Annotated in this window: 22 protein-coding genes; 16 read left to right on the forward strand and 6 right to left on the reverse strand. The window is 73.0% G+C overall.

Annotated elements, in window-relative coordinates; all coding sequences use genetic code 11:
- Nucleotides 1-46 precede the first annotated feature (46 nt).
- The 9 genes from DMB42_RS18825 to DMB42_RS18865 all read left to right on the forward strand — a co-directional run bounded on the left by DMB42_RS18825 (nucleotide 47) and on the right by DMB42_RS18865 (nucleotide 10228).
- Nucleotides 47-631 carry a hypothetical protein gene (locus DMB42_RS18825; protein ID WP_185844733.1) on the forward strand — a complete coding sequence of 195 codons (585 nt, stop codon included), beginning with the start codon at nucleotides 47-49 and terminating at the stop codon, nucleotides 629-631.
- 70 nt (nucleotides 632-701) lie between these two features.
- Nucleotides 702-1229 (forward strand): PadR family transcriptional regulator, encoded by a 528-nt coding sequence (locus DMB42_RS18830; RefSeq protein WP_125636263.1) that lies wholly within the window; start codon nucleotides 702-704, stop codon nucleotides 1227-1229.
- Nucleotides 1226-1906, forward strand: coding sequence for an ABC transporter ATP-binding protein (locus tag DMB42_RS18835; RefSeq protein ID WP_125636264.1), 681 nt, complete (start codon nucleotides 1226-1228; stop codon nucleotides 1904-1906). The genes DMB42_RS18830 and DMB42_RS18835 overlap by 4 nt, the downstream gene beginning before the upstream one ends.
- Nucleotides 1903-4122 (forward strand): FtsX-like permease family protein, encoded by a 2220-nt coding sequence (locus DMB42_RS18840; RefSeq protein ID WP_125636265.1) that lies wholly within the window; start codon nucleotides 1903-1905, stop codon nucleotides 4120-4122. Before DMB42_RS18835 ends, DMB42_RS18840 begins: the two co-directional genes overlap by 4 nt.
- A 7-nt stretch (nucleotides 4123-4129) precedes the next feature.
- Nucleotides 4130-6430 carry a penicillin acylase family protein gene (locus DMB42_RS18845; RefSeq protein WP_125636266.1) on the forward strand — a complete coding sequence of 767 codons (2301 nt, stop codon included), beginning with the start codon at nucleotides 4130-4132 and terminating at the stop codon, nucleotides 6428-6430.
- A 120-nt stretch (nucleotides 6431-6550) separates the two neighbouring features.
- Nucleotides 6551-7060, forward strand: coding sequence for a GNAT family N-acetyltransferase (locus tag DMB42_RS18850; RefSeq protein ID WP_125636267.1), 510 nt, complete (start codon nucleotides 6551-6553; stop codon nucleotides 7058-7060).
- Nucleotides 7061-7144: 84 nt separating this feature from the next.
- On the forward strand, nucleotides 7145-8491 hold the full coding sequence (locus tag DMB42_RS18855) for a PP2C family protein-serine/threonine phosphatase (protein WP_260477771.1): 1347 nt from the start codon (nucleotides 7145-7147) through the stop codon (nucleotides 8489-8491).
- A 73-nt stretch (nucleotides 8492-8564) separates the two neighbouring features.
- Entirely contained in the window at nucleotides 8565-9548 is a 984-nt protein-coding gene (locus tag DMB42_RS18860; RefSeq protein WP_125636268.1) for a GlxA family transcriptional regulator, read from the forward strand.
- A gap of 71 nt (nucleotides 9549-9619) precedes the next feature.
- On the forward strand, nucleotides 9620-10228 hold the full coding sequence (locus tag DMB42_RS18865) for a cysteine hydrolase family protein (RefSeq protein WP_125636269.1): 609 nt from the start codon (nucleotides 9620-9622) through the stop codon (nucleotides 10226-10228).
- A 25-nt stretch (nucleotides 10229-10253) separates the two neighbouring features.
- On the opposite strand, the gene DMB42_RS18870 is transcribed toward DMB42_RS18865, so the two are convergent.
- Nucleotides 10254-10691, reverse strand: coding sequence for a hypothetical protein (locus DMB42_RS18870; protein WP_125636270.1), 438 nt, complete (start codon nucleotides 10689-10691; stop codon nucleotides 10254-10256).
- A gap of 222 nt (nucleotides 10692-10913) precedes the next feature.
- Here DMB42_RS18870 and DMB42_RS18875 point away from each other — a divergent pair, with 222 nt between their 5' ends.
- Complete coding sequence (locus tag DMB42_RS18875; RefSeq protein ID WP_185844734.1) at nucleotides 10914-11291, forward strand: STAS domain-containing protein; 378 nt, start codon at nucleotides 10914-10916, stop codon at nucleotides 11289-11291.
- A gap of 13 nt (nucleotides 11292-11304) precedes the next feature.
- Here the strand turns inward: DMB42_RS18875 and DMB42_RS18880 are convergent, their stop codons facing one another.
- Nucleotides 11305-11667 (reverse strand): cupin domain-containing protein, encoded by a 363-nt coding sequence (locus tag DMB42_RS18880; RefSeq protein ID WP_125636272.1) that lies wholly within the window; start codon nucleotides 11665-11667, stop codon nucleotides 11305-11307.
- 129 nt (nucleotides 11668-11796) lie between these two features.
- A complete protein-coding gene (locus DMB42_RS18885; RefSeq protein ID WP_185844735.1) occupies nucleotides 11797-13317 on the reverse strand; it encodes an alpha/beta fold hydrolase in 1521 nt (506 codons plus the stop codon).
- A 160-nt stretch (nucleotides 13318-13477) separates the two neighbouring features.
- Here DMB42_RS18885 and DMB42_RS18890 point away from each other — a divergent pair, with 160 nt between their 5' ends.
- The 4 genes from DMB42_RS18890 to DMB42_RS18900 all read left to right on the forward strand — a co-directional run bounded on the left by DMB42_RS18890 (nucleotide 13478) and on the right by DMB42_RS18900 (nucleotide 15821).
- Entirely contained in the window at nucleotides 13478-14074 is a 597-nt protein-coding gene (locus tag DMB42_RS18890) for an RNA polymerase sigma factor (protein ID WP_229824266.1), read from the forward strand.
- Nucleotides 14067-15305, forward strand: coding sequence for a CU044_5270 family protein (locus tag DMB42_RS18895; RefSeq protein ID WP_125636274.1), 1239 nt, complete (start codon nucleotides 14067-14069; stop codon nucleotides 15303-15305). The genes DMB42_RS18890 and DMB42_RS18895 overlap by 8 nt, the downstream gene beginning before the upstream one ends.
- A 72-nt stretch (nucleotides 15306-15377) precedes the next feature.
- Nucleotides 15378-15518: a hypothetical protein gene (locus tag DMB42_RS53255; protein WP_185844736.1), complete on the forward strand. Its 141-nt coding sequence runs from the start codon at nucleotides 15378-15380 to the stop codon at nucleotides 15516-15518.
- A 54-nt stretch (nucleotides 15519-15572) separates the two neighbouring features.
- Nucleotides 15573-15821: a hypothetical protein gene (locus DMB42_RS18900; RefSeq protein ID WP_125636275.1), complete on the forward strand. Its 249-nt coding sequence runs from the start codon at nucleotides 15573-15575 to the stop codon at nucleotides 15819-15821.
- A 19-nt stretch (nucleotides 15822-15840) separates the two neighbouring features.
- On the opposite strand, the gene DMB42_RS18905 is transcribed toward DMB42_RS18900, so the two are convergent.
- From DMB42_RS18905 to DMB42_RS18915, 3 genes are all read right to left on the reverse strand, one after another.
- Nucleotides 15841-16935, reverse strand: a complete 1095-nt coding sequence (locus tag DMB42_RS18905; RefSeq protein ID WP_125636276.1) for a serine hydrolase — start codon at nucleotides 16933-16935, stop codon at nucleotides 15841-15843.
- 132 nt (nucleotides 16936-17067) lie between these two features.
- Nucleotides 17068-17805 carry a 3-keto-5-aminohexanoate cleavage protein gene (locus DMB42_RS18910; RefSeq protein ID WP_125636277.1) on the reverse strand — a complete coding sequence of 246 codons (738 nt, stop codon included), beginning with the start codon at nucleotides 17803-17805 and terminating at the stop codon, nucleotides 17068-17070.
- 109 nt (nucleotides 17806-17914) lie between these two features.
- On the reverse strand, nucleotides 17915-18901 hold the full coding sequence (locus tag DMB42_RS18915; protein ID WP_125636278.1) for an aldo/keto reductase: 987 nt from the start codon (nucleotides 18899-18901) through the stop codon (nucleotides 17915-17917).
- A gap of 130 nt (nucleotides 18902-19031) precedes the next feature.
- Between DMB42_RS18915 and DMB42_RS18920 the strand changes: the two genes are divergently transcribed.
- A complete protein-coding gene (locus tag DMB42_RS18920; RefSeq protein WP_125636279.1) occupies nucleotides 19032-19820 on the forward strand; it encodes an SDR family NAD(P)-dependent oxidoreductase in 789 nt (262 codons plus the stop codon).
- A complete protein-coding gene (locus DMB42_RS18925; protein ID WP_125636280.1) occupies nucleotides 19817-20395 on the forward strand; it encodes a TetR/AcrR family transcriptional regulator in 579 nt (192 codons plus the stop codon). The genes DMB42_RS18920 and DMB42_RS18925 overlap by 4 nt, the downstream gene beginning before the upstream one ends.
- Nucleotides 20396-20418 lie beyond the last annotated feature (23 nt).

Raw genomic sequence — 20418 nt, forward strand, 5'->3', positions numbered from 1 at the left:
AAAGATGATGAACGCTGGTTCCGACGGATTCGGTACGACGGAGACCATGACGAACGAGCCACCCAAGCGCCGCTTCTCCCGTTCCTTGCTGCTCGCCGCGACCACCGTGGTCGTCCTGGCCACGGGGGCCGGGGTCGCCTACGCCTCGGCGCAGTCGCAGTCCCCGTCGCCCACCGAGACGCCCTCGGCCACCGCCACCTCGCCCGGCAAGGGCATGGGGCACGGGTTCGGCGGCCCGCCCGTCCACGGGGAGTTCGTCGTCCCCGACGGGAAGGGGGCGTACGTGACGGTCGCCGCCCAGTACGGCGAGGTCACCGCCGTGGGCCAGGACTCCGTCACGGTCAAGAGCGCGGACGGCTACACCAAGGAGTACGTCGTCAACGCCGACACCCGGGTCGGCCGCCGCGACCAGGGCATCAGCGCGATCAAGACCGGCCAGAAGGTCATGCTCACCGCCAAGGTCACCGACGGCACGTCCACCGCCATGACCATCCACGACGTGACCGCCCGCCACGGAAAGGGGCGCGCCTCGGACGAAGAAGGGCAGGACGAGGGGCAGGGGCGCCGGCACCGCGATCACGGCGACCGGTCCGGCGCCCCGGCGCCGAGCCCGTCCACGACCACCTCCTGACCAAGGGCCACGCGGCCCCTCACCCGAACGCTTATGCCTCGCGGATATACCCTCGGTATATAGTCGGGGCATGAGCGTTCCTCTTGCGCTGCTCGGTCTCCTGGAACGGGAGCCGAGCCACGGCTACGACCTGAAGCGCGACTACGACACCTACTTCGGCCGCGGCAAGTCGCTGCCCTTCGGCCAGGTGTACTCCACACTCGGCCGGCTGGCCAGGGACGGCAAGGTCACCGCCGGGCAGAGCGAGCCCGGCGACGGCCCCGAGCGCAAGCGCTACGCGATCACCCCGATCGGCGCGCGGGAGGTCGAGGAGTGGCTGAGCGAGCCGGTCGCGGCCGAGCCGTACCTGCAGACGGTGTTGTTCACCAAGGTCGTGCTGGCGCTGATGCTGGGCCGCGACGCGGCGGCCTACCTCGACCTCCAGCGGGCCACGCATCTGCGGCGCATGCGGGAGTTCGCCCAGATCAAGCGGGGTGACTCGCTGGCCGACGCGCTGCTGGCCGACCACGGCATGTTCCACCTCGAAGCCGACCTGCGCTGGATCGACGTCACCCAGGCGCGGCTGGACGCGCTGGCCGAGCTGGTACGTACGTCATGATCCTGGAAGCGCGCGAGATCAGCCGCTCGTACGGCCGGACACCGGCGCTGTGGGAGGCCAGCCTGGAGGTCGGCGCCGGGGAGGTCCTGGCGGTGATGGGCCCGAGCGGCTCGGGCAAGTCGACGCTCCTGCACTGCCTGGCCGGGATCTTCACCCCCGACAGCGGCGAGGTGTGGTTCGACGGGCGGCGCCTGGACACGATGAGCGACGACCGGCGCACCCGGCTGCGGCGCACGGCGTTCGGCTTCGTGTTCCAGTTCGGGCAGCTCGTGCCGGAGCTGACGGCGGCCGACAACGTCGCACTGCCGCTGCTCCTCGCACGTACCAGGCGCAAGGAGGCGTACCGGCGGGCGGACGGCTGGCTGGAGCGTCTGGAGCTGGACGGGCTGGGCGGCCGGCGCATCGGCGAGCTGTCCGGCGGTCAGGCGCAGCGCGTGGCGGTGGCCAGGGCACTGGCGACCGGGCCGCGGGTGTTGTTCGCCGACGAGCCGACCGGCGCGCTCGACTCGCTGACCGGCGAGCACGTCATGGAGCTGCTCGTGGGCCTGGCCCGCGAGGAGGGCACGACCGTGATCGTGGTGACCCACGACGCCCGCGTCGCCTCCTCCGCCGACCGGGAGGTCATCGTCCGCGACGGCAGGCTCACCGACCCCTACGCCGGCGAGGTCGTACGATGATCGCCCTCGGCCTGCGGCTGTCGCTGGCCGGTGGCAGGGAGGCGACGGCCCGGCTCGCGCTGATCGTCGCCGGGGTCGCGGTCGCCGTGGCGGTGCTGCTGACCACGCTCTCCCTGTTCAACGCCTTCCAGGCGGCCAACGAACGTACCTGCTGGGAGTGCACCCGCGGCACCGCCCCCAGCGGCTGGGTCCTCGACCCCACCGCCACCGGCGCCCTGTGGAACTACCGCGAGGACTACTACGCGGGCCGGGCGATCAAACGCCTCGACGCCGCCGCGCTCGGCGCGCGCGCCCCCGTCATCCCCGGCCTGTCCCGCATGCCTGCCCCGGGCCAGTACTACGTCTCCCCGGCGCTGGCCCGGCTGCTGGACTCGGTGCCGCGCGAGCAGCTCGCCGACCGGTTCCCCGGCTCCCGCGCCGGCACGATCGGCCGCGCCGCCCTGTCCGGCCCCGACGCCCTGACCATCGTGCTCGGACGTACGCCCGAACAGGTCGCCGCGCTGCTCGGCACCAGGCAGGTCGACACGACGGCCGCCGAGCCCGCCGTCGACGACAACGCCGACATCTACCAGTTCGGGTTCGCGATCGCGGCCGTCGGGCTGCTGGTGCCGCTGGTCGTGCTGGTGAACAGCGCCACCCGGCTGGCCGCCGCCCGCCGCGAGGCGCGCTTCGCCGCGATCCGGCTGGTGGGCGGGACGTCCCGGCAGGTCAACCTGTTCGCCGCGGTGGACTCGGCGCTCGGCGCGCTGACCGGCACGGTCGCCGGGATCGGACTGTTCCTCCTGGTACGCCGGGCCGTGACCGGCGTCCCCATCACCGGCTCCCGGTTCTTCCCCGACACGGTGGCCCCGGCCGGCTGGCAGTACGCGGCCGTGCTGGCCGGCGTCCCGCTGCTGGCGGGGGCCAGCGCGTTGTGGTCGCTGCGCCGCGTACGGATCTCGCCGCTCGGCGCGCTCAGGAAGGGCGCGCCGCGACCGCCGCGGGCCTGGCGGGTGATCCCGCTGCTGGCCGGGCTGGCGCTGTTCGCGGGCCCGGTGTTCCGGACCGAGGACCGCAAGCCGGACACCGTGTCGGCCACGGCCGCCCTGGCGCTGATCATGATCGGGCTGATCCTGGCCGGGCCCTGGCTGACCATGCTGGCCGCCCGCCTGGCCGCCCGGCTGACCAGGGGCGCGGCGATGTTGCTCGCGGCGCGCCGGCTGGCCGCCGACCCGAAGGCCGCCTTCCGGTCGGTGAGCGGGCTCGTTCTCGCGGTGTTCATCGGGACGGCCATCGCGGGGATCGTCCCCGCCGTGCTCGACGGCCAGCGGGCGGTGGCCGGCGGCACGCTGTCCGGCGTGCTGCGCGCCCCGCTCGGCCCCCTGGGCGGCAACGGGCTGTCGCCGCAGGCCGGGGCCGACCTGCTGGCCAGGCTGCGGGCCTACCCGGGCGTCGGCGTGTTGCCGATCTACGCCGCCAAGGAGGAGGAGAACCGGATGATCCGCCCCGACCGGCCGCCGCCGCCCCGGGCGGTCGTCGAGTGCGCGAACCTGGCCGGCTTCCCCGCGCTCGGGCAGTGCCCGCAGGGCGCGCAGGCCGTCGCCGGCCAGTTCGACCGGGTGGTGGAGGCCGACAACCCGCTCACCATCGACAAGCTGATCCCCCTCGCCGGCCCCGGCAGCCAGGCCGTCTCCGCGGCCGGGCTCAACCTGTCCGCCGTGCTGGTCGCCATGGCCGACCCGGCGGCGCTGGAACGCATCCGCACCTTGCTGGCCACCCAGAGCGCCGGCCCGCCGATGACGTTCGACGAGGTCGCCCAGGTCAGGGCGACGCTCTACACCCAGGCCGAGAACGTCGCGCTGGCCATGGTCGCGCTCACCCTGATCGCCGGCGGTTGCAGCCTCGTGGTGGCGGTCGGCGGCGGCCTGGTGGAGCGCAGGCAGCCGTTCACGCTGCTGCGGTTGTCGGGCACGCCCGGCCGCACCCTGGGCGCGGTCGTGCTGCTGGAGTCGGCGCTGCCGCTCGTCCTGGCGGCCGTGGTCGCCGCGGGGGCCGGGTTCGGGGTGGCCGCGCCGTTCATCGACGCGATGGGGATGAAGGGGGCCTCCCTGGCGATGCCGGGGCCGGTCTACTTCGCGAGCGTCGGCGGCGGGCTGGCCGCGTCCCTGCTGGTGATCCTGACCGCGCTGCCGCTGCTGCGGCACATGACCGCGCCCGACAACGCGCGTTTCGAATAGGAGCCACATGAAGCTTCGACCGCTGGCCGCGGCGTTCGTGCCGGCCCTGGTCGCCACGCTGCTCACGGGCCCGCCGGCCGTGGCCGCCGACGGCCGCTACTCGGCCGAGATCCGGCGCACCGAGTACGGCATCCCGCACGTCTCCGCCAAGGACCACGGCGGCCTCGGCTTCGGCTACGGGTACGCCTTCGCCCAGGACAACCTGTGCGTCATGGCCTCGTGGGTGGTGACGCTGCGCGGCGAACGGTCCCGGTTCTTCGGCCCCGACGCGAAGTCCGACGACCCCGTACGCCCGGTCGCCAACCTCACCAGCGACCTGTACCACAAGAGCGTCGCGGACTCCGGCGTCGTCCGGCGGCTGCTGGCCTCGCCCGCCCCGCTCGGCCCGAGCGCCGACCTGCGCGAACTCGTGGACGGGTACGCGGCCGGCTACAACCGCTACCTCGACGACACCGGCGTGGCCAACCTGCCCGACCCCGCCTGCCGCGGCAAGGAGTGGGTGGGCCCGATCACCGCCGAGGACGTCTGGGCCAACCTCCTCGACCTCAACCGCATGTCCGGCGGCTCCGCGCTCAAGGAGGCCATCGTCGGCGGCGACGACGAGGACGAGGGCCCCCGCCGCGCGCCCGGCAGCAACGGCTGGGCGCTGGGCCGCGAGGCGACCCGCGGCGGCAACGGCATGCTGCTGGCCGACCCGCACTTCCCGTGGAACGGCATCCGCCGCTTCTACCAGGTGCAGCTCACCATCCCCGGCGTGCTCGACGTCTCCGGCGCCAGCCTGTACGGCACCCCCGTCGTGCAGATCGGCCACACCAGGAACGTCGCCTGGACCCACACCGTCTCCCACGCCCAGCGTTTCACCCTCTACCGGCTCGAACTGGCCAAGGGCGATCCCACCACCTACCTGATCGACGGGCGGCCCGAGCCGATGGGCCGCCAGGAGGTCGAGGTGCCGCTCCAGGACGGCGGCTTCGTCTCGCGCACCCTGTTCACCTCCCGCTACGGCCCGGTGCTGGCCGCCGGGCGCGGCGGCGGGTACGCGTACGCGCTCGCCGACCCCAATGCCGCCAACCTGCGCTCGGCCGACGAGTGGCTGGCGATGTCCAAGGCCGCCGACCTGCCCGGGTTGCGGGCCGCGCAGGACAGGTACCAGGGCCTGCCGTTCGTCTACACGCTGGCCACCGACGTCGGCGGGACCGCGTCCTTCGCCGACGCCTCCGTGGTCCCGCACGTCACCGACGCCCTGGCCCGCCGTTGCGCCAGGCCCGCGCCCGACCCGTCGCTGGACGCCTTCGTCCTGGACGGCTCGACGTCGGCGTGCCTGTGGGGCAAGGACGCCGACGCGGTCGTGCCGGGCATCTTCGGCCCCGGCAGCCGGCCCGGCCTGACCCGCGCCGACTACGTCGCCAACTCCAACAACAGCCCGTGGATGACGAACCCGGCCGCCCCGGTGACCGGCTACGACCAGATCTGGGGCGCCGTACGGACCGACGTGGAGCTGCGGCCCCGGGTCGGTCTGGACATGATCGACCGGCGGCTGAAGGGCGCCGACGGGCTCGGCGCGCCCGGCTTCACCCTGGAGACGCTCCAGGCCACCGCCCGGAGCAAGCGCAACTACGGGTTCGAGCTCATGCGCCCGGACCTCGCGGCGTTGTGCCGTGAACACCGCGAGCTGCGGGCCACCTCGGGCGAGCGGGTCGACGTACGGGCCGCGTGCCGGACGCTGACCCGCTGGGACGGGCGGGCCACGCTGGACGGCGAGGGTGCCGTGTTGTGGCGGCAGTTCTTCGACGGGTTGCAGCGCCCCGGCAAGCCGGGGGAGCCCCAGCAGCCGTGGTGGCGGGTGCCGTTCGACCCCGAGCAGCCGCTCACCACGCCGCGCGGGCTCAGACGGGACGCCACCACCGTGCGGCAGGCCCTGGCCGACGCCGCGCTGTTCTTCCAGGCCAACCGCCTGCCGCTGACCCTCACCACCGGCCAGGCCCAGCACTACGGATCGGTCCCGATCCCCGGCTGCACCGAGGGGGAGGGCTGCTTCGACCGCGTCCGCAACTCCGGCCCGCTCGGCAAGGACGGGCGCTATCCCGACGTGAACACCGGCTCCAGCTTCATGATGGCCGTCGAACTCACCCCGGACGGCCCCCGCACCCGGACGATCCTCACCTACTCCCTGTCCGCCGACACGAGCTCGCCGCACCACGCCGACCAGACCGCGCTGTTCTCGCGCGGCGGCTGGGTCACCGAACGTTTCACCGACGCCGAGATCAGGTCCGACCCGAGGTTGCGCGTCACCACGGTGGCTGGCTGACCCGCGGCGGCCGGCCGGCGCGGGGGCCGGTCGGCCGGCGGTCGGTACGCTGGCCCGATGGCGGTCGTCCTCGATGCCGATCTCCGGCCGCCGTGCCCGCGCCGACCAGTGAGGAGCGTCATGACCCGCGCCTGGACCGCCCGTACCGAGACGGAACGGGACATCCCCGCCATCCGCGAGGTCAACCTCGCCGCCTTCCCCACCTCGCTGGAGGCCGACCTGGTCGAGGCGCTGCGCTCCGACCCGGCCTGGATCCCGGGGTTGTCCGTCGTGGCCGAGACGTCCGACGACACGATCGCCGGCTACGCCCTGCTCACCCGCTGCCTCGTCGGCGAGGAGCCGGCATTGGCCCTCGGTCCGTGCGCCGTCCTGCCCGGCTTCCAGAAGCAGGGCGCCGGCTCGGCCGCCATCCGCCACGGCCTCGACGCCGCCCGCGCCATGGGCGAGAACCTCGTCGTGGTGCTCGGCCACGCCACCTACTACCCGAGGTTCGGCTTCACCCGCGCCTCGGCGTACGGGATCCGCCCGTCGTTCGAGGCGCCCGACGAGGCGATGATGGCGCTGGTCTTCGACGACACGCTGCCGGTGCCGGACGGGACCATCACCTACCCGGCGCCGTTCGGCGTCTGACCGCCCCGCACGGCCGGTGCCCTGACCAGGTGTCATGCCGGTGACCGGGGGCATGACCTGGGCAAGGGCATCTCGGGGGGTGAGGTGGGCGGACAGCGGCCGCGGGAGGGCGGCGCGTTCGGCGGGGATCTGGGGCCGTTCGGGGCCGAGAAGCTCCGGCGGTTGCAGGCGAGCCTGGAACAGATCGGCGATCTGCACGGCCGGATGGCCCGCCTGCTGGAGGCCGTCCTCGCGATCAGCTCCGAGCTGGAGCTGAACACGGCGCTCCGGACGATCGTGGAGGTCTCGGCCGACCTGGTGGACGCCCGCTACGGCGCGCTCGGCGTGCTCAACGAGGAGGGCGAGTTCGCCGACCTGTTCACGTACGGGGTCTCCGAGGAGGTCTACCAGGCCATCGGGCGGCTGCCGACCACGCACGGCCTGCTGGAGGAGCTGATGGCCCACCCCCGGCCGCTGCGCGTGGACGACGTGCCCGCCCATCCCGGCTTCCGCGAGTACCCGCCGGGCCATCCGGTGATGCGTACCCTGCTGGGCACGCCGATCCTGGTGCGCGGCACGGTCTACGGCAACCTGTACTTCGCCGACAAACGTACGGGCATGCCGTTCACCGGCGACGACGAGCGGATCGTCGCGGCGCTGGCCAGCGCGGCCGGCGTCGCCATCGAGAACGCCCGCCTCTACGAGCGCATCCGCCGCAACACCGAGGAGTTCCAGCGGAGCCTGCTCCCGCCGCTGCCCGCCCTGAACGGCCTGGCGGCCTGCGCCCGCTACCTGCCCTCCAGCAGCGTCCCGCGGATCGGCGGCGACTGGTACGACGCCATCATGCTGCCCGACGGCGTACCCTGCCTGATGGTCGGCGACGTGATGGGCCACGACCTGCGCTCGGCCACCGTCATGAGCCAGATCAGCAACATGTTGCGGGTGCTGGCCTACGAGCACTGCGAGCCGCCCTCCCAGATCCTGCGCCGCCTCGACGAGATCCTGCACGCCCTGCACGGCGGCCCGATGGCGACCGTGCTGCTGGCCCGCCTGGAGGAGGAGGGCGACGACGCCTGGCGGCTGCGGCGGGCCACCGCCGGCCACCTGCCCCCGCTGCTGCTGCCCGTCGAGGGGCGCGCCCGCTACCTGCGCGCCGACGGCGGCCATCCCCTCGGCGTCACCCCCGACCTGCCCCGCCCCGACCACCAGCAGGTCATCCCGGCCGGGTCCACCCTGCTGCTCTACACCGACGGGCTCGTCGAGGACCCCGCGCACGGCCTCGACCGGGGCATGGCGAGCCTGGCGCACACCGCCGACCGCCTGCGCGACCTGCCCCTGGAGGAACTGTGCGAGCTGCTGCTCGCCCACGGGGGAGCCGATTTCACCGACGACGTCGCCCTGCTCGCCGTGCGCCTCGGCGACCCCGCCGCGCTGCGCGGCGCCCGTGCCTGACGGGCGGGCGATGGCCGGATGTGCCAGATAAGTGTCGTTGCGGTCATTCCGCCAGGTCGGTGACAATCGGGTCATGCCTGCTGCGCACCGCGTCGTCATCGTGCTCTTCCCGGACGTCGACCTGCTCGACGTAACCGGCCCGGCCGAGGTGTTCGCCCTGGCCAACCGGGTCGCCGGTCGCGCCCTGTACGACGTGCGGCTCGCCGGGCCGCAGGGCGGCCAGGTCAGCACGTCCGCCGGGGTGCGGCTGGTGGCCGACCTGACGTTCGAGGAGGTCGGCGACCAGGTGGACACCCTGGTGGTGCCCGGCGCGGTGACCGTCACCCCCACCGGGCCGCGGGCCCTGACCGACGCCGAAGTGGTGGCCTGGGTACGGCGGACCGCCCCGGGCGCCCGCCGGGTGGCCTCGGTGTGCGTCGGCGCGCACATCCTGGCCGAGGCCGGCCTGCTGGACGGCCTGACCGCCACCACCCACTGGTCCACCGCCGCGCAACTGGCCGCCGACCACCCGCGGGTCACGGTCGATCCCGACCCGATCTTCCTGCGGTCCAGCGGCCGGGTGTGGACGGGCGCGGGCATCAGCGCGTGCCTCGACCTGGCCCTCGCCCTGGTGGCCGAGGACCACGGCGAGGAGATCGCCCTCGCGGTGGCCCGCGAACTGGTCGTCTACCTCAAGCGCCAGGGCGGCCAGAGCCAGTTCAGCGTCCCGCTGGCGCAGGCCGCCTCCGGCCGCCGCGACATCGACGACCTGCGCCTGTGGATCGCCGAGCACCTCGCCGAGGAGCTGACCACGGTCGAGCTGGCGGCGCGGATGGGGCTGAGCCAGCGGCAGTTCAGCCGGGTGTTCCGGCAGCGGACCGGCTTCACCCCGGCCGCGTACGTCGAGTCGGCGCGCGTGGAGGTGGCGCGCCGGCTGCTGGAGACCACCGACCTGCCGCTGCCGCGAGTGGCGGCCGACAGCGGGCTCGGCTCGGTGGAGACCCTGCACCGCGCCTTCCGCCGCCGCCTGGGCACCGGCCCGGGCATCTACCGCCGCCGTTTCCACACGGTGGCCTGACCCCTTGATTCTCCCGCGTACGCCGTCCATGCCGGGCGGCGGCGCGAGCCTGCCCGAAAGGAACCCCCGCCATGAGCACCACCGTCTCGCCCACCCTGCGCCAGGTCGTCGGACTGCCCGCCGAACCGGCCCGCCTGGCCGACTCGACCCTCGTACTGATCGACTACCAGAACACCTACCGCACCGGCGTCATGGCCCTGCCCGGCGCCGACCAGGCCCTCGCGGCCGGGGCCCGCCTGCTCGAACGCGCCCGTGCCGCCGGAGCCCGCGTCGTGCACGTCGTCAACGACGGCGGCCCCGGCACGCCGTACGACGTCCGGGCCGAGATCGGGGCCATCAGCCCGCAGGTCGCGCCGCGCGACGGGGAGCCGGTGGTGGTCAAGACGTTCCCCGACGCCTTCCAGCAGACCGGCCTGCGGGACGTGCTGACGGACCTGGGCGCCGGGCCTGACCTGGTCCTGGCGGGGTTCATGACCCACATGTGCGTCGCGTTCACCGCGCAGGGGGCCTTCAACCTGGGCTTCCGTCCCACGGTCGTCGCCGACGCCTGCGCCACCCGCCCGCTGGCCGGTCCCGACGGCACGCCGTTGTCCGCCGGGGCCCTGCACGACGCCGCCCTGACCACGATCGGCGACCTGTTCGGCCTGGTGGTCGCCACGGCCGACGCCCTGCCGGCCTGACCGGCCTGACTGGCCGGCGCGCCGGTCACCCGGTGGCGGGGCGGCGGCGGCCGGCGACCAGCCGGTCGGCCGGAGCCCGGCGACGGGCGGGCACGGTCCGGCTCTCCTCCGCGGGAACACTCTCGGTCCGCTGGGCCGGAACACTCTCGGTCTGCGGGGCGGGGGCGGTCTCGGTCTGCGGGGCGGCGGTGCGGTCGTCGGCGCGTTCGGTCAGGAGGCGGCGCAGCTCGCGGCGGCGGGCCAGTCTGCGGCTCGTCCCGGCCGCGATCAGGAACGCCCCGAAGATGAACGCGGCGGCGGTGGCGGCGCCCGCGCTGAACAGTTCCAGGTCACCGACCCGGAAGGTGATGCCCAGCAGCGTGAGGTCGGCGGTGGCGGTGGCCGTCGTCCGCGTGAACAGGACGGCCACGGCAGCCGACCCGGCGACCATGAGCAGCAGGCCGAGCAGGACCATGATTCTCATCTCCTCGTACGTCGGCGATCATGTGTCCTTGCCGCTTCCCAGCATTTCTTTACTTATGTATGAAATGAACGCACATTCGGCTCAGGAATGGCCGCACGAGTTCAGCCCTGATTGCCTGCGAAGAAACGCCGATCGAGCAGCGGCTCGACCGCGTACGGGCTGGTGGCGGGGTTTGTCGGGCCTTGTCGAGGGGAGAGCGGATCGGGAAGGGAAGTGATAGCAGTGAAAGTGGACACTTTCCGACTTCTCGCCAACTCTGCGGGAGAAACGGTCGTTCTGCACCCGGCCGGTGACCTTGACCTGCACACCGCCGGAGCCATAGAGGCTTGGGCGACCGGCTACCTCGACGGCCGGCCGGCCGCCGTCACTTTGATCGATCTGTCCGACGTCGGCTTCATGGATTCGGCCGGACTCGGCGCGCTGATCGGCGCGTGGAAACGGATCACCGCCACGGGACGGACGGTGATGGTCGCCGCGCCGACCCCGCAGCCGGCCAGACTGATGCGCATCACCGGTCTGGAAGGCCGCCTCGGCGTACGCGCCACCGTCGCCGAGGCTCTGGAAGAGGTCATTCCCAGGCGGTCTCACGCGCCCGCCTGACCGGCTCGCGGCGTCAGCCGCCGGCCGCCTTGGCGTACTCGGCGGCGGCGCCCGCGAAGTCGTACAGGACGACCTGCTCGTCCCCGACGACCCAGGCGTCATGGCCCGGCGAACACACGAAGACGTCGCCCGGTCCCACTTCGGCCTCGGTGCCATCGTCCATCCGCAGACGCATCCGGCCGGAGACCATGAAGCAGTTGTGGTGCAACTGGCACGACGGTGTTCCGGCGATCGGCTTGACGGAATCCGCCCAGTGCCATCCCGGTTCGAAGGTGGCGACCCCGAAAGTCAGGCCGCTCAGCTCGCAGACCTCCAGGTGGCCTTTCGGGAAGTCGCGCCGTTCGTCGGGTTTGTCGATGCTCTTGATCTCGATCATGACTGACTCACCCCCCTTCGTCAGTTTCCTTCTTACGCTGAATTGTCCATAACGAGGGGTTCAGCAGGGCAAATATCCCTTTGAGGGCATGGGTACGGCCCACTGGGAGCCGTACCCATGACGTGCTTACTAGCCGGCCCAGGGCAGCTTGTCGGACGGCCACGCCCGCTTCGTCTGCTTCTTGAACGTCTCCTCAGGCGTGCCCACCGCGCAGCGGGTGCCCTGCGGCGGGACCTTCAGGTCGGTCAGGTACTGGTCGATGATGTCGGTCTGGCACTTGTCCTTGCCGTAGATGCGGTGACCCCAGCCCTCGTACGTGAGCAGCACGGCCTTCGGGCCGAGCTGGCGGGCCGCGTTCGCCGACCAGATCCACGGCGTGGCCGGGTCGTGCATCGAGCTGCCCAGCAGCAGCGGGGCCTTGCCGGTGTAACGCAGGGTGTGCGGCGGGTTCTTGGTGGTGGAGTTGAGGCAGATGGGCAGGTCGTCAGTCGGGTACGGGTGGTACCGCGTGTCCGGGGCGAGCCGGCCGGCGGTCCGCATCAGCTCCGCGTACTCGGCGTAGTTGCGCACCTTGAGGTTGTAGTCCTGGCAGAGGATCGTGGTCGGCAGTTCGGCCACGTCCCCCTGCACCGGCCCGCGGCCGGGCAGCGGCGGCACCCACTCGGGCGCCGGGCCGCCGTTCAGCCAGTTGATCACTTCGCTCAGCGTGCGCCAGTCGGGCCCTTCGTTGCCCAGCGCGGCGTTGTAGATGACCTGCAGCTCGGTCATGCGCTGTCCGGTGCTGGGGTAGACCAGCTGGCCGCGGCGGGCCTTGTCCAGCAGGCTCTTCCAGATCGCGCGGATGTCGCGGCCGTTCAGCACACAGCTCGTGTCCTGCTCGCACCAGCCGACGAACTGGTCGAACCCGTCCTCGACGGCCAGGGCCTCGGTGGCGTAGAAACCCCGGAGGCCGAGGCTGTGGTCCATGTTGCTGTCGAGCGCGAGCGCCCGGATACGGCCGGGGAACAGCTCGGCGTACATCTGCCCGATCAGGGTGCCGTACGAGATGCCGTAGTAGGTGAGCTTCTCCTCGCCGAGGGCGGCGCGGAGGGCGTCCATGTCACGGGCCACGGAGACGGAGTCGACGTGGTCGTAGAGCGGGCCGGTACGGGCCCGGCAGTCCGGGTGCAGCTTCTTGGTGAAGGCGTTCCAGGCGTCGAAGTCGGCCTGGCTGCGCATCACGGTCTGCGGCATCTGGTTGTAGACCGACGCCGAGCAGATCACCGGGTGGCTGCGGCCCACGCCGCGCGGGTCGAAGCCGACCATGTCGAACCGGCTCTGGAGCTCCTCGGTGTAGGAACCGGGAGCGCCGTACACGGCCTCCACGCCGGAGCCGCCCGGTCCACCGGGGTTGATCACCAGCGAGCCGACGCGGGCGGCCGGGTCGGTGGCCTTGCGGCGGGCGACGGCGAGGTCGATGCTCGCCCCGTTCGGCTTGGACCAGTCGATCGGGACGGTCAGCTTGCCGCACTCGGCGCTGGGCTCCTCCTCACAGGGCGCCCAGGTGATGGTGCGGGTCGTCGCGGTCGAGTCCGCGACGGCCGCCGGTACGGGAATCAACGCTGCCAGCGCCACGAAGGCGGTGGCGAGCAGAGGGAGTTTCTTCCGCAAAATTGCGCTCCAATCAACGGTCGATGCGCCCCCCGTGGGCAGTCGACCGCCCTTGATCATCGCGGGTCGCGGGGGCGAATGGGGTCAAAAATGGAAAATTGCCCGCCCGCACGAGCTGACAGGGCGTGAATAGGGACGGGCGCTCCCACCAAGTAGGGGTGTGACACAAACCATGACGGTCGAGGACGAGCGGGTGATCGCCGAGTCCCTGCGCTCCCCCGAGAGGTTCGGGGTGCTCTACGACCGCTACTTTCCCGAGATCCACCGGTACGTCGCCGGCCGGCTCGGCACCCAGGCCGCCGACGACCTCACCGCGGAGATCTTCCTGGCCGCCTTCCACGGCCGGGCCGGCTTCGACTCCGGACGCGGCGTCGTCCGCGGCTGGTTGTACGGCATCGCCACCAACGTCGTCGCCCAGCACCGCAGGAGCGAGATCCGCCGGCTCCAGGTCATGCAGCAGGCGTCGGAGGAGACGTTCGCGGGCGACCGGGCGGAGGACGGACACGAGGACCTGGTGGCCGGCCGGCTGGCGGCGGCGGGCCTCAAGGGCGAGCTGGTGTCGGCGTTGCGCGCGATGCCGGACGCAGACCGCGACGTCCTGCTGCTCCTCGCCCTGGCCGACCTCAGCTACCAGGAGATCGGCCATGCCCTCGACATCCCGGCCGGAACGGTCGGCTCCCGGCTGAACCGCATCAGGAAGAAGCTGCGAGCCGCCCTGGGCGGCGCCAACCCCTTGCTTGGAGACACCCATGGATGACCTGAACCTGCTCCCCGACCTGTACGACATGCCGCCGGCCACCGCCGACGTGATGGCCGCCGGCCGCGCCCGCCTCTCCGAGGCCTACACCCAGACCTCCCAGCCAGACCCGGCCCCCCTCGCCCAGCCGGGCCCGGACGCCTTCGCCCAGACGGGCCCGCCGGAGAGGGGTGAGCTGCGCGGGGGGCGACGGTCGTTGCTGCGCGCTCTGCCGGGCGCCCGGAACGACCGTCCGGGTGCCCGGAGCGACCGGGGCCGCCGGAGGCGTTGGCCGGTCGTGGGGGCCAGCCTGGCCGGGGCGGCGGCCGCCGTCACCGTGGCCGCGACGCTCCTGGCCCCGACCGGCCAGACCCCGTCCGCCCAGGAGCCGTCCGCTGTCAGGCCGTCCGGTCGCGGCTCGTCCTCGGCGGTCGTCCGGCTTTCGGCCCGCGAGATCCTGCTGGCCGCCGCCGATTCGGTCGGGCCCGCGTCGGGCGAGGGGGCGTACTGGGTGCGCAGCGCCGTCAACGGACGGTTCGAACGCGACCCCAGCGACCGATACACCCTCAAGACCACCCGATCGGTCGAGGCGTGGCTGCCGAACGCGGCCGACCGGCGCACCTGGGTGATCCGCCGGGACCTCGGCACCGTACCGGCCACGCCCGAGGACGAGGCCGCCTGGCGCGCCGCCGGCTCCCCCCGGAGCTGGACCCTGCCTGGCGCGAACCCCCCGGTGAAGCTGCGGACCGCCCCCGGAGAGCCCGACGCCCTGCGCGACGACACCGGCAAGACCCTCACCCTGCTGGGCACGCCCATGACGCCCACCACCCTGAAGGCCCTGCCGACCACCCCCGAAGGGCTGCGCGACACCCTCGAACAGATCATCTCCAAGGGGTACGGCAAGGAACGCGTGAACATGGACAACCAGCTCTTCGAGACCGGCGTGCGACTCGTCATGAACCTCCCCACCTCACCGGAGGTGCGGGCGGCGGCGTACCGGATGCTGGCCGCGCTGCCCGGGGCGACGGCGGAGGGCGAGGTCACCGACCCGCTCGGCCGCAAGGGGCAGGCGGTCAGCCGGCCGGGCGGCACGGGGGAGCAGTACCGGTTCGTCGTGGACACGACCACCGGTCAGCCGCTGGCGCTGGAGTCGGAGATCGGCCAGGACCGCTCGTACGAGGCCATCAAGTCGACCACCTGGACGGACGACGAGCCCCGGCTCCCGGCCCGCCGCCACAGCATGAACCGCTGACCCGGCGAAGGCGCCGCCCTCCGCGACGGGGGCGAAGGCGGCGCCGGATCCCCGGCGGTTACGGTGAACGGCATGATCGAAGGTGAATCGCCCCGGCGTGGCACCGCCGCCACCGCCATCCTCGACTGGCGCCACCCGGGCGTCGCGGCCCTGGCCGGACGGCTCCCCCGTACGGACGCCCCCGCGACCTGGTACGCGCCGCCCACCGCCTGATCGCCGAGACCATCCGCCCGGTCTACGCGATGAACGACGAGCAGCCCGTCGGAGTTGTTCGACGGCCTGTGCGAGACCTCCGGTTTCAGCAACAGCGGCTCCGAGACCCTCTTCGACGCCGTCACCCGGACCGTCGTGGACTGGGACGGCGGGTCCTCACCCCGATGCGACCTGTCCGCCCGCGTACGCGCCGACCTGGGCTACTTCGACTCCCGCGACGAGCTGTTCCGCCTGCACGGTCAGACGTTGTGCCAGGTCGCCCGGCTGGTCGCCGACCCCCTGCTGAGCCGCCGTTCCGCCTGACCGCTCTAGAACGGCACTCCTAGCGGGCGCACAGGGCGGTGTCGAAGGCGGCGATCAGCCGCTCGCGGGCCTTGCCGCCGTTGGCCGAGCCGGTGGCGTAGACGGTGACCGTGCGGCCCGCGCGGTCCCGGCCGCTGAAGGTGGACACGCCCGGCACGTCGCCGCCGTGCCCCCACAACTTCCCGCCGCAGCTCAGCGGGATCTCCATGACGCCGTACCCGTAGCGGGCGCCCTTGGGCCAGCCGGGCTGGGCGACCGCGACGTACGAACCGGACTTGACGGACTGCGCCCGCCAGAACGTGTCGAGGTCGCGCGGCGTCGAGACCAGCCCGCCGCTGGCCCCGAACGCGTAGCCGGGCAGCCGGGTCACGTCGACGATCCCGTCCTTGGGCCGGAGCGGGTGCACGCCGTAGGTGTGCGCGTGCGGGCCGCGGATCCCGTCCTCGCCCTTGGCCGGCCAGTACGTGTCCCGCATGCCCAGTGGCCGCAGCACCAGGTCGCGGCTCACCTCGCGGAAGTCGCGCCCGGTCACCGCCTGCGCGACCAGGCCGAGCACCATGTAGTTGGTGTTGGAGTAGGCGAAGCGGCCCCGGGGCGTCGGTTCGAGGGTCAACGCGAGCTTGAGCAGGTCCTGCTTGCCGATCTTCGACCAGTCGGCGGCGGGCGTGAAGTCCGGCAGGCCGCTGGTCTGCTGGAGGAGCATCTTCACGGTGATGTCCCGCCCGTCGATGCCCTCGCCCCTGATGACCCCCGGCAGGTACGTCTCGACCGGTTCGGCCACGTCGATCTTGCCCTGGTCGATCAGCTTCAGCACGGTGGCCGCGATGATCGACTTGCTGACGCTGGCGATCCTGAACCGGCCGTCGGCGCCGGGCATGGGCTGCTTCGTACCGCGTCGCGCGGTGCCGGAGACGATCGTCGCGGTCCTGCCGTCCGGGTAGCGGATGTAGGCGATCGCGCCGGGTATGTCCGGGGAGGCGGTGAGGGAGTCCAGTCGTGACTGCACTGTGGGCGTACGTTCGGCGGTGGCGGCGAACGCCGGAGCCATCGGCGCCAGCGCCAGCGGGACGATCACGAGCAGGGCGAGCGCACGCCGGGACGTGGAGGACGGCATCGGGACTCCTTCGAGTGATCGATCAAGGTATGTCCCAACTCTGGCGAAATGTCGGCTGTGTCGCAGTCACGACACCACCCGTGATCATGCGGGGGCTGTCCCTACCACCCGGACCGCACCGGCACGCCGTACCTAGCGTGCGGAGCGGCCCTCGGCGAGGGCGCGGCGGACGAGGGCGGCGTTGCCCTCGGCCGGGCCGCCGTCCGGGTCCAGCAGGGTGTCCTCCCGGCCGATCCGGGTGGCGAGGCCCAGCCGCGCGGCCTCCGTCACGAGCGGCCAGGTCGCCGGACCCTCGCCGTGCAGGAGCCGGGGTACGGGGGAGCCGTCCAGGCGGTCGAGGACGGCCGCCGCCCGGGGGACCGCCTCCTCGGACGGCGCGTCGATCACCTCGACCAGGATCCGCGTCATCCGCCCGGCCAGCCCCGAGGCGGTGAGCGTCGCGGCGTCGGACGGCGACCACACGCCCGCCTCGACCCCGATCCCCGCCTCCAGCAGCGCCCGCGCCAGGTCGCCGAACCCCGGCTCCGACAGGTTCACCGAGGCGAAGTCCGGGCGGGCGGCGGCGGGCAGCCGGGCCCAGGCCGTCACCGCGTCCAGGCGGGCCGGCACGTCGCCGCCCGTGATCCACAGACCGGTGGACACGCCCACGGGCAGGCCGGGCGCCGCCGCCCGGATCGCCGACGTCGCCGCCCCGACGTCGGTGGCCGCCAGCGACTCCCGCCCGGCCGCGTCACGCGGATGGACGTGCACCGCGCCCGCCCCCGCCCGCCGTACGGCCACGGCGTCGGCGGCCAGTTCGTCCGGCGTCAGGGGCAGCCGCGGGTGCTCGCCCGCCGCCCGGCTCCCGTTGAGGCACGCTTTGATGAACATGCGCCCATCCTTCCCGAGCGAACCACCCTCAGACGGGCGGCCCGGCGGGCGTCAGGGTTCGCTGGTGTGCGGTCCGGCGTGCGGTCCAGCGGTCTGGCGCTCTAGCGGTCTAGTGTGCGGCGTCGAGACGGGCGCGCTGGTCGGCGGTCAGTTCGAGGTCGACGGCGGCCAGGTTCTCCTCGAGCTGGGCCACCGACGACGCCCCGGCCAGCGGGATCACCGGCAACGCCGAGCCGATCTGCCAGGCCAGCACCACCTGGTTCATGCTCGCCCCGCACTCCTTCGCCACCTCGCGCAGCACGGCCAGCCGGGCCGGGGTGCCGGGGTGGTCGTAGTCCGGCGGCACCTGCTTGTCCTGCCGGGTGTAGGCGCCGCCGAGCAGCGGCGAGTAGGCGACCAGGGTCAGGTCGGGCTCGGCGCGCAGGTAGCTCAGCAGTTCGGCGCCGGCGTGCCCGAGGCTGCCGTCCTCGAAGATCGTCTCCGGTACGTCGAAGCGCGGGCGCAGCAGGCTGTGCTGGTACTGCAGCACCTCGTACCCGGCGACCCCGGCCGCGGTGGCCAGGGCGCGGGCCCGTTCCACCCGCCAGATCGGGTGGTTGCTCACCCCGAGCAGGCCGACCGTGCCCTCGGCCACCAGCGCGCCGAAGCCCTCGACGGTCTCGGACAGCGCCACCGTACGGTCCTCGATGTGGGCGTACAGCAGGTCGATGCGGTCCACGCCGAGGCGTTCGCGGCTGCGCTCGGCCGATTCCCTGATCGTCTTGGCGGACAGTCCCTCGGCGTTGTCGACGTAGCTCGTGCCGGGGGCGAGGGGGCGCGCGCCCAGCTTGGTGGCGATCACGATCTCGTCGCCGACGCCGTTGGCGCGCCGCCAGCGGCCGAGCAGCTCCTCGCTCTGGCCGCCCTGGCCGCCGTCCACCCAGAAGGCGTAGTTGTCGGACGTGTCGATGAACGTCCCCCCGGCCTCGACGTAGCGGTCGAGGATGGCGAACGACGTCTTCTCGTCGGTCACCGAGCCGAACAGCATCGCGCCGAGGGCGAGCACGCTCACGTCGCGGCGGGTTTCCGGGCTGGTGCCGATCGTCCGGTACTTCATGCTCACTCCCCAGTTCGACCCGTCCCGTACGGGCCACGGAACGGAGTCTGGGTGCTGGAGCGGACTCCAGGTCAAGCCGGGCCGGAGACCTCCTTGAAATTAGATCATTTCTCTAGAAAAATGCTCCGATATGTCGATCATGGTGGTGACTGGTGGCAACCGGGGCATCGGTTACGCGGTGTGCGAACGGCTGGCCGCCGAGGGCCACAAGGTGCTGCTGGTCGCGCGGGACGCGGAGCAGGGCCGCGAGGCCGCCTCGCGGATCGGCGGCGACGTCCAGGCCGTGGCCGGACGGCTCGACACGGCGGCGTCGGTCCGGCGCCTGGCCGCCGAGCTGCGGGACCGGTGCGCGCGCATCGACGTACTGGTGCACAACGCCGGGATCTGGCCCGCCCGCCGCACCCTGACCGAGGACGGGCTGGAGGAGTCGTTCGCGGTCAACCATCTGGCGCCGTTCCTGCTCAACCACCTGCTGGAGGACCGGCTCGGACGGGTGGTGCAGGTCACCGCCGGCCTGTACGCCAAGGGCAGGGCCGAACCCGGGCGCACGTCCGTGGGCGCGTCCTTCTCACCGATGCGCACGTACGCCGACACCAAGCTGTGCAACCTGCTGACCGTGCCGCTGTTCGCCGAACGCTGGCGCGCGGCCGGGACCACGATCGACGCCGTGCACCCCGGCGTCATACGTACCGGGCTGGGCGACCGCGGCGGCCTGCTCGGCCTGCTGCTCAAGGTCGCCAAGCGCACCTGGGCCGCGCCGGAGGAAGGCGCGCGGCACGTCGTCGCCCTGACCGGCGCTCCCGGCACCGGCCGCTACTTCGACCAGGACCGGCAGGTCCCGTTGCAGGGCCCTGCGCTGGACGCCGAGCTGGCCCGCCGCATCTGGGACGAGGCCGAGACGCTGACGGCCGCCCGATGACCCGGCACCGGCGCAGCGAGGAGACCGTACGCAGGCTCCTGGACACGGCCCTGGAGGTGTACCCCGCCGACTTCACCCTCCGGGCCGTGACCACGCGCAGCGGCGTCAGCATGGGCAGCGTCTACCACCACTTCGGCAGCCTGGAGGGACTGGCCGCCGCGCTGTACAGCAGGTGCATGGACGAGCTGCTGGACACCCTGATCGCCGCCGTCGGGCCGGCCGCGGACGCCCGCGACGGCGTGCGCCGCGCGGTGACGGCCTACCTCGGCTTCACCGCCGCGCACGCGGCCGAGGCCCGCTTCATCCACGCGGCGCCGTACGCGCTCGACCTCGGTCCGTACGCCGAGCGCATCGCCGCGGCCAAGGCGTCCCGGCTGGCGAGGCTGAACGCCTGGATCGGCGCCCACATGGAGGACGGCTCGGTCGCGCGGCTGCCGGCGGCGCAGGTGGAGATGTTGCTGATCGGGCCGGTGGCCGAGGTGAGCAGGCGGTGGCTGGCGGGCGCGCCGGAGATCGACCTGGCCGAGGCGGCCCGGATCCTGCCCGACCGCATCTGGTTGTCGCTCGCCGGCTGACCGGGGGCCCTCGGGATGAGCAC

Source organism: Nonomuraea sp. WAC 01424, assembly GCF_003947315.1.
Taxonomy (GTDB): domain Bacteria; phylum Actinomycetota; class Actinomycetes; order Streptosporangiales; family Streptosporangiaceae; genus Nonomuraea; species Nonomuraea spiralis.

Coding starts and splice junctions, on each gene's coding strand:
- DMB42_RS18840 (WP_125636265.1), top strand. CDS start 1,903: ATGATCGCCCTCGGCCTGCGGCTGTCGCTGGCCGGTGGCAGGGAGGCG.
- DMB42_RS18895 (WP_125636274.1), top strand. CDS start 14,067: ATGGATGACCTGAACCTGCTCCCCGACCTGTACGACATGCCGCCGGCC.
- DMB42_RS18880 (WP_125636272.1), bottom strand. CDS start 11,667: ATGATCGAGATCAAGAGCATCGACAAACCCGACGAACGGCGCGACTTC.
- DMB42_RS18920 (WP_125636279.1), top strand. CDS start 19,032: ATGTCGATCATGGTGGTGACTGGTGGCAACCGGGGCATCGGTTACGCG.
- DMB42_RS18825 (WP_185844733.1), top strand. CDS start 47: ATGACGAACGAGCCACCCAAGCGCCGCTTCTCCCGTTCCTTGCTGCTC.
- DMB42_RS18845 (WP_125636266.1), top strand. CDS start 4,130: ATGAAGCTTCGACCGCTGGCCGCGGCGTTCGTGCCGGCCCTGGTCGCC.
- DMB42_RS18925 (WP_125636280.1), top strand. CDS start 19,817: ATGACCCGGCACCGGCGCAGCGAGGAGACCGTACGCAGGCTCCTGGAC.
- DMB42_RS18905 (WP_125636276.1), bottom strand. CDS start 16,935: ATGCCGTCCTCCACGTCCCGGCGTGCGCTCGCCCTGCTCGTGATCGTC.
- DMB42_RS53255 (WP_185844736.1), top strand. CDS start 15,378: ATGATCGAAGGTGAATCGCCCCGGCGTGGCACCGCCGCCACCGCCATC.
- DMB42_RS18865 (WP_125636269.1), top strand. CDS start 9,620: ATGAGCACCACCGTCTCGCCCACCCTGCGCCAGGTCGTCGGACTGCCC.
- DMB42_RS18830 (WP_125636263.1), top strand. CDS start 702: ATGAGCGTTCCTCTTGCGCTGCTCGGTCTCCTGGAACGGGAGCCGAGC.
- DMB42_RS18870 (WP_125636270.1), bottom strand. CDS start 10,691: ATGAGAATCATGGTCCTGCTCGGCCTGCTGCTCATGGTCGCCGGGTCG.
- DMB42_RS18860 (WP_125636268.1), top strand. CDS start 8,565: ATGCCTGCTGCGCACCGCGTCGTCATCGTGCTCTTCCCGGACGTCGAC.
- DMB42_RS18910 (WP_125636277.1), bottom strand. CDS start 17,805: ATGTTCATCAAAGCGTGCCTCAACGGGAGCCGGGCGGCGGGCGAGCAC.
- DMB42_RS18835 (WP_125636264.1), top strand. CDS start 1,226: ATGATCCTGGAAGCGCGCGAGATCAGCCGCTCGTACGGCCGGACACCG.
- DMB42_RS18915 (WP_125636278.1), bottom strand. CDS start 18,901: ATGAAGTACCGGACGATCGGCACCAGCCCGGAAACCCGCCGCGACGTG.
- DMB42_RS18850 (WP_125636267.1), top strand. CDS start 6,551: ATGACCCGCGCCTGGACCGCCCGTACCGAGACGGAACGGGACATCCCC.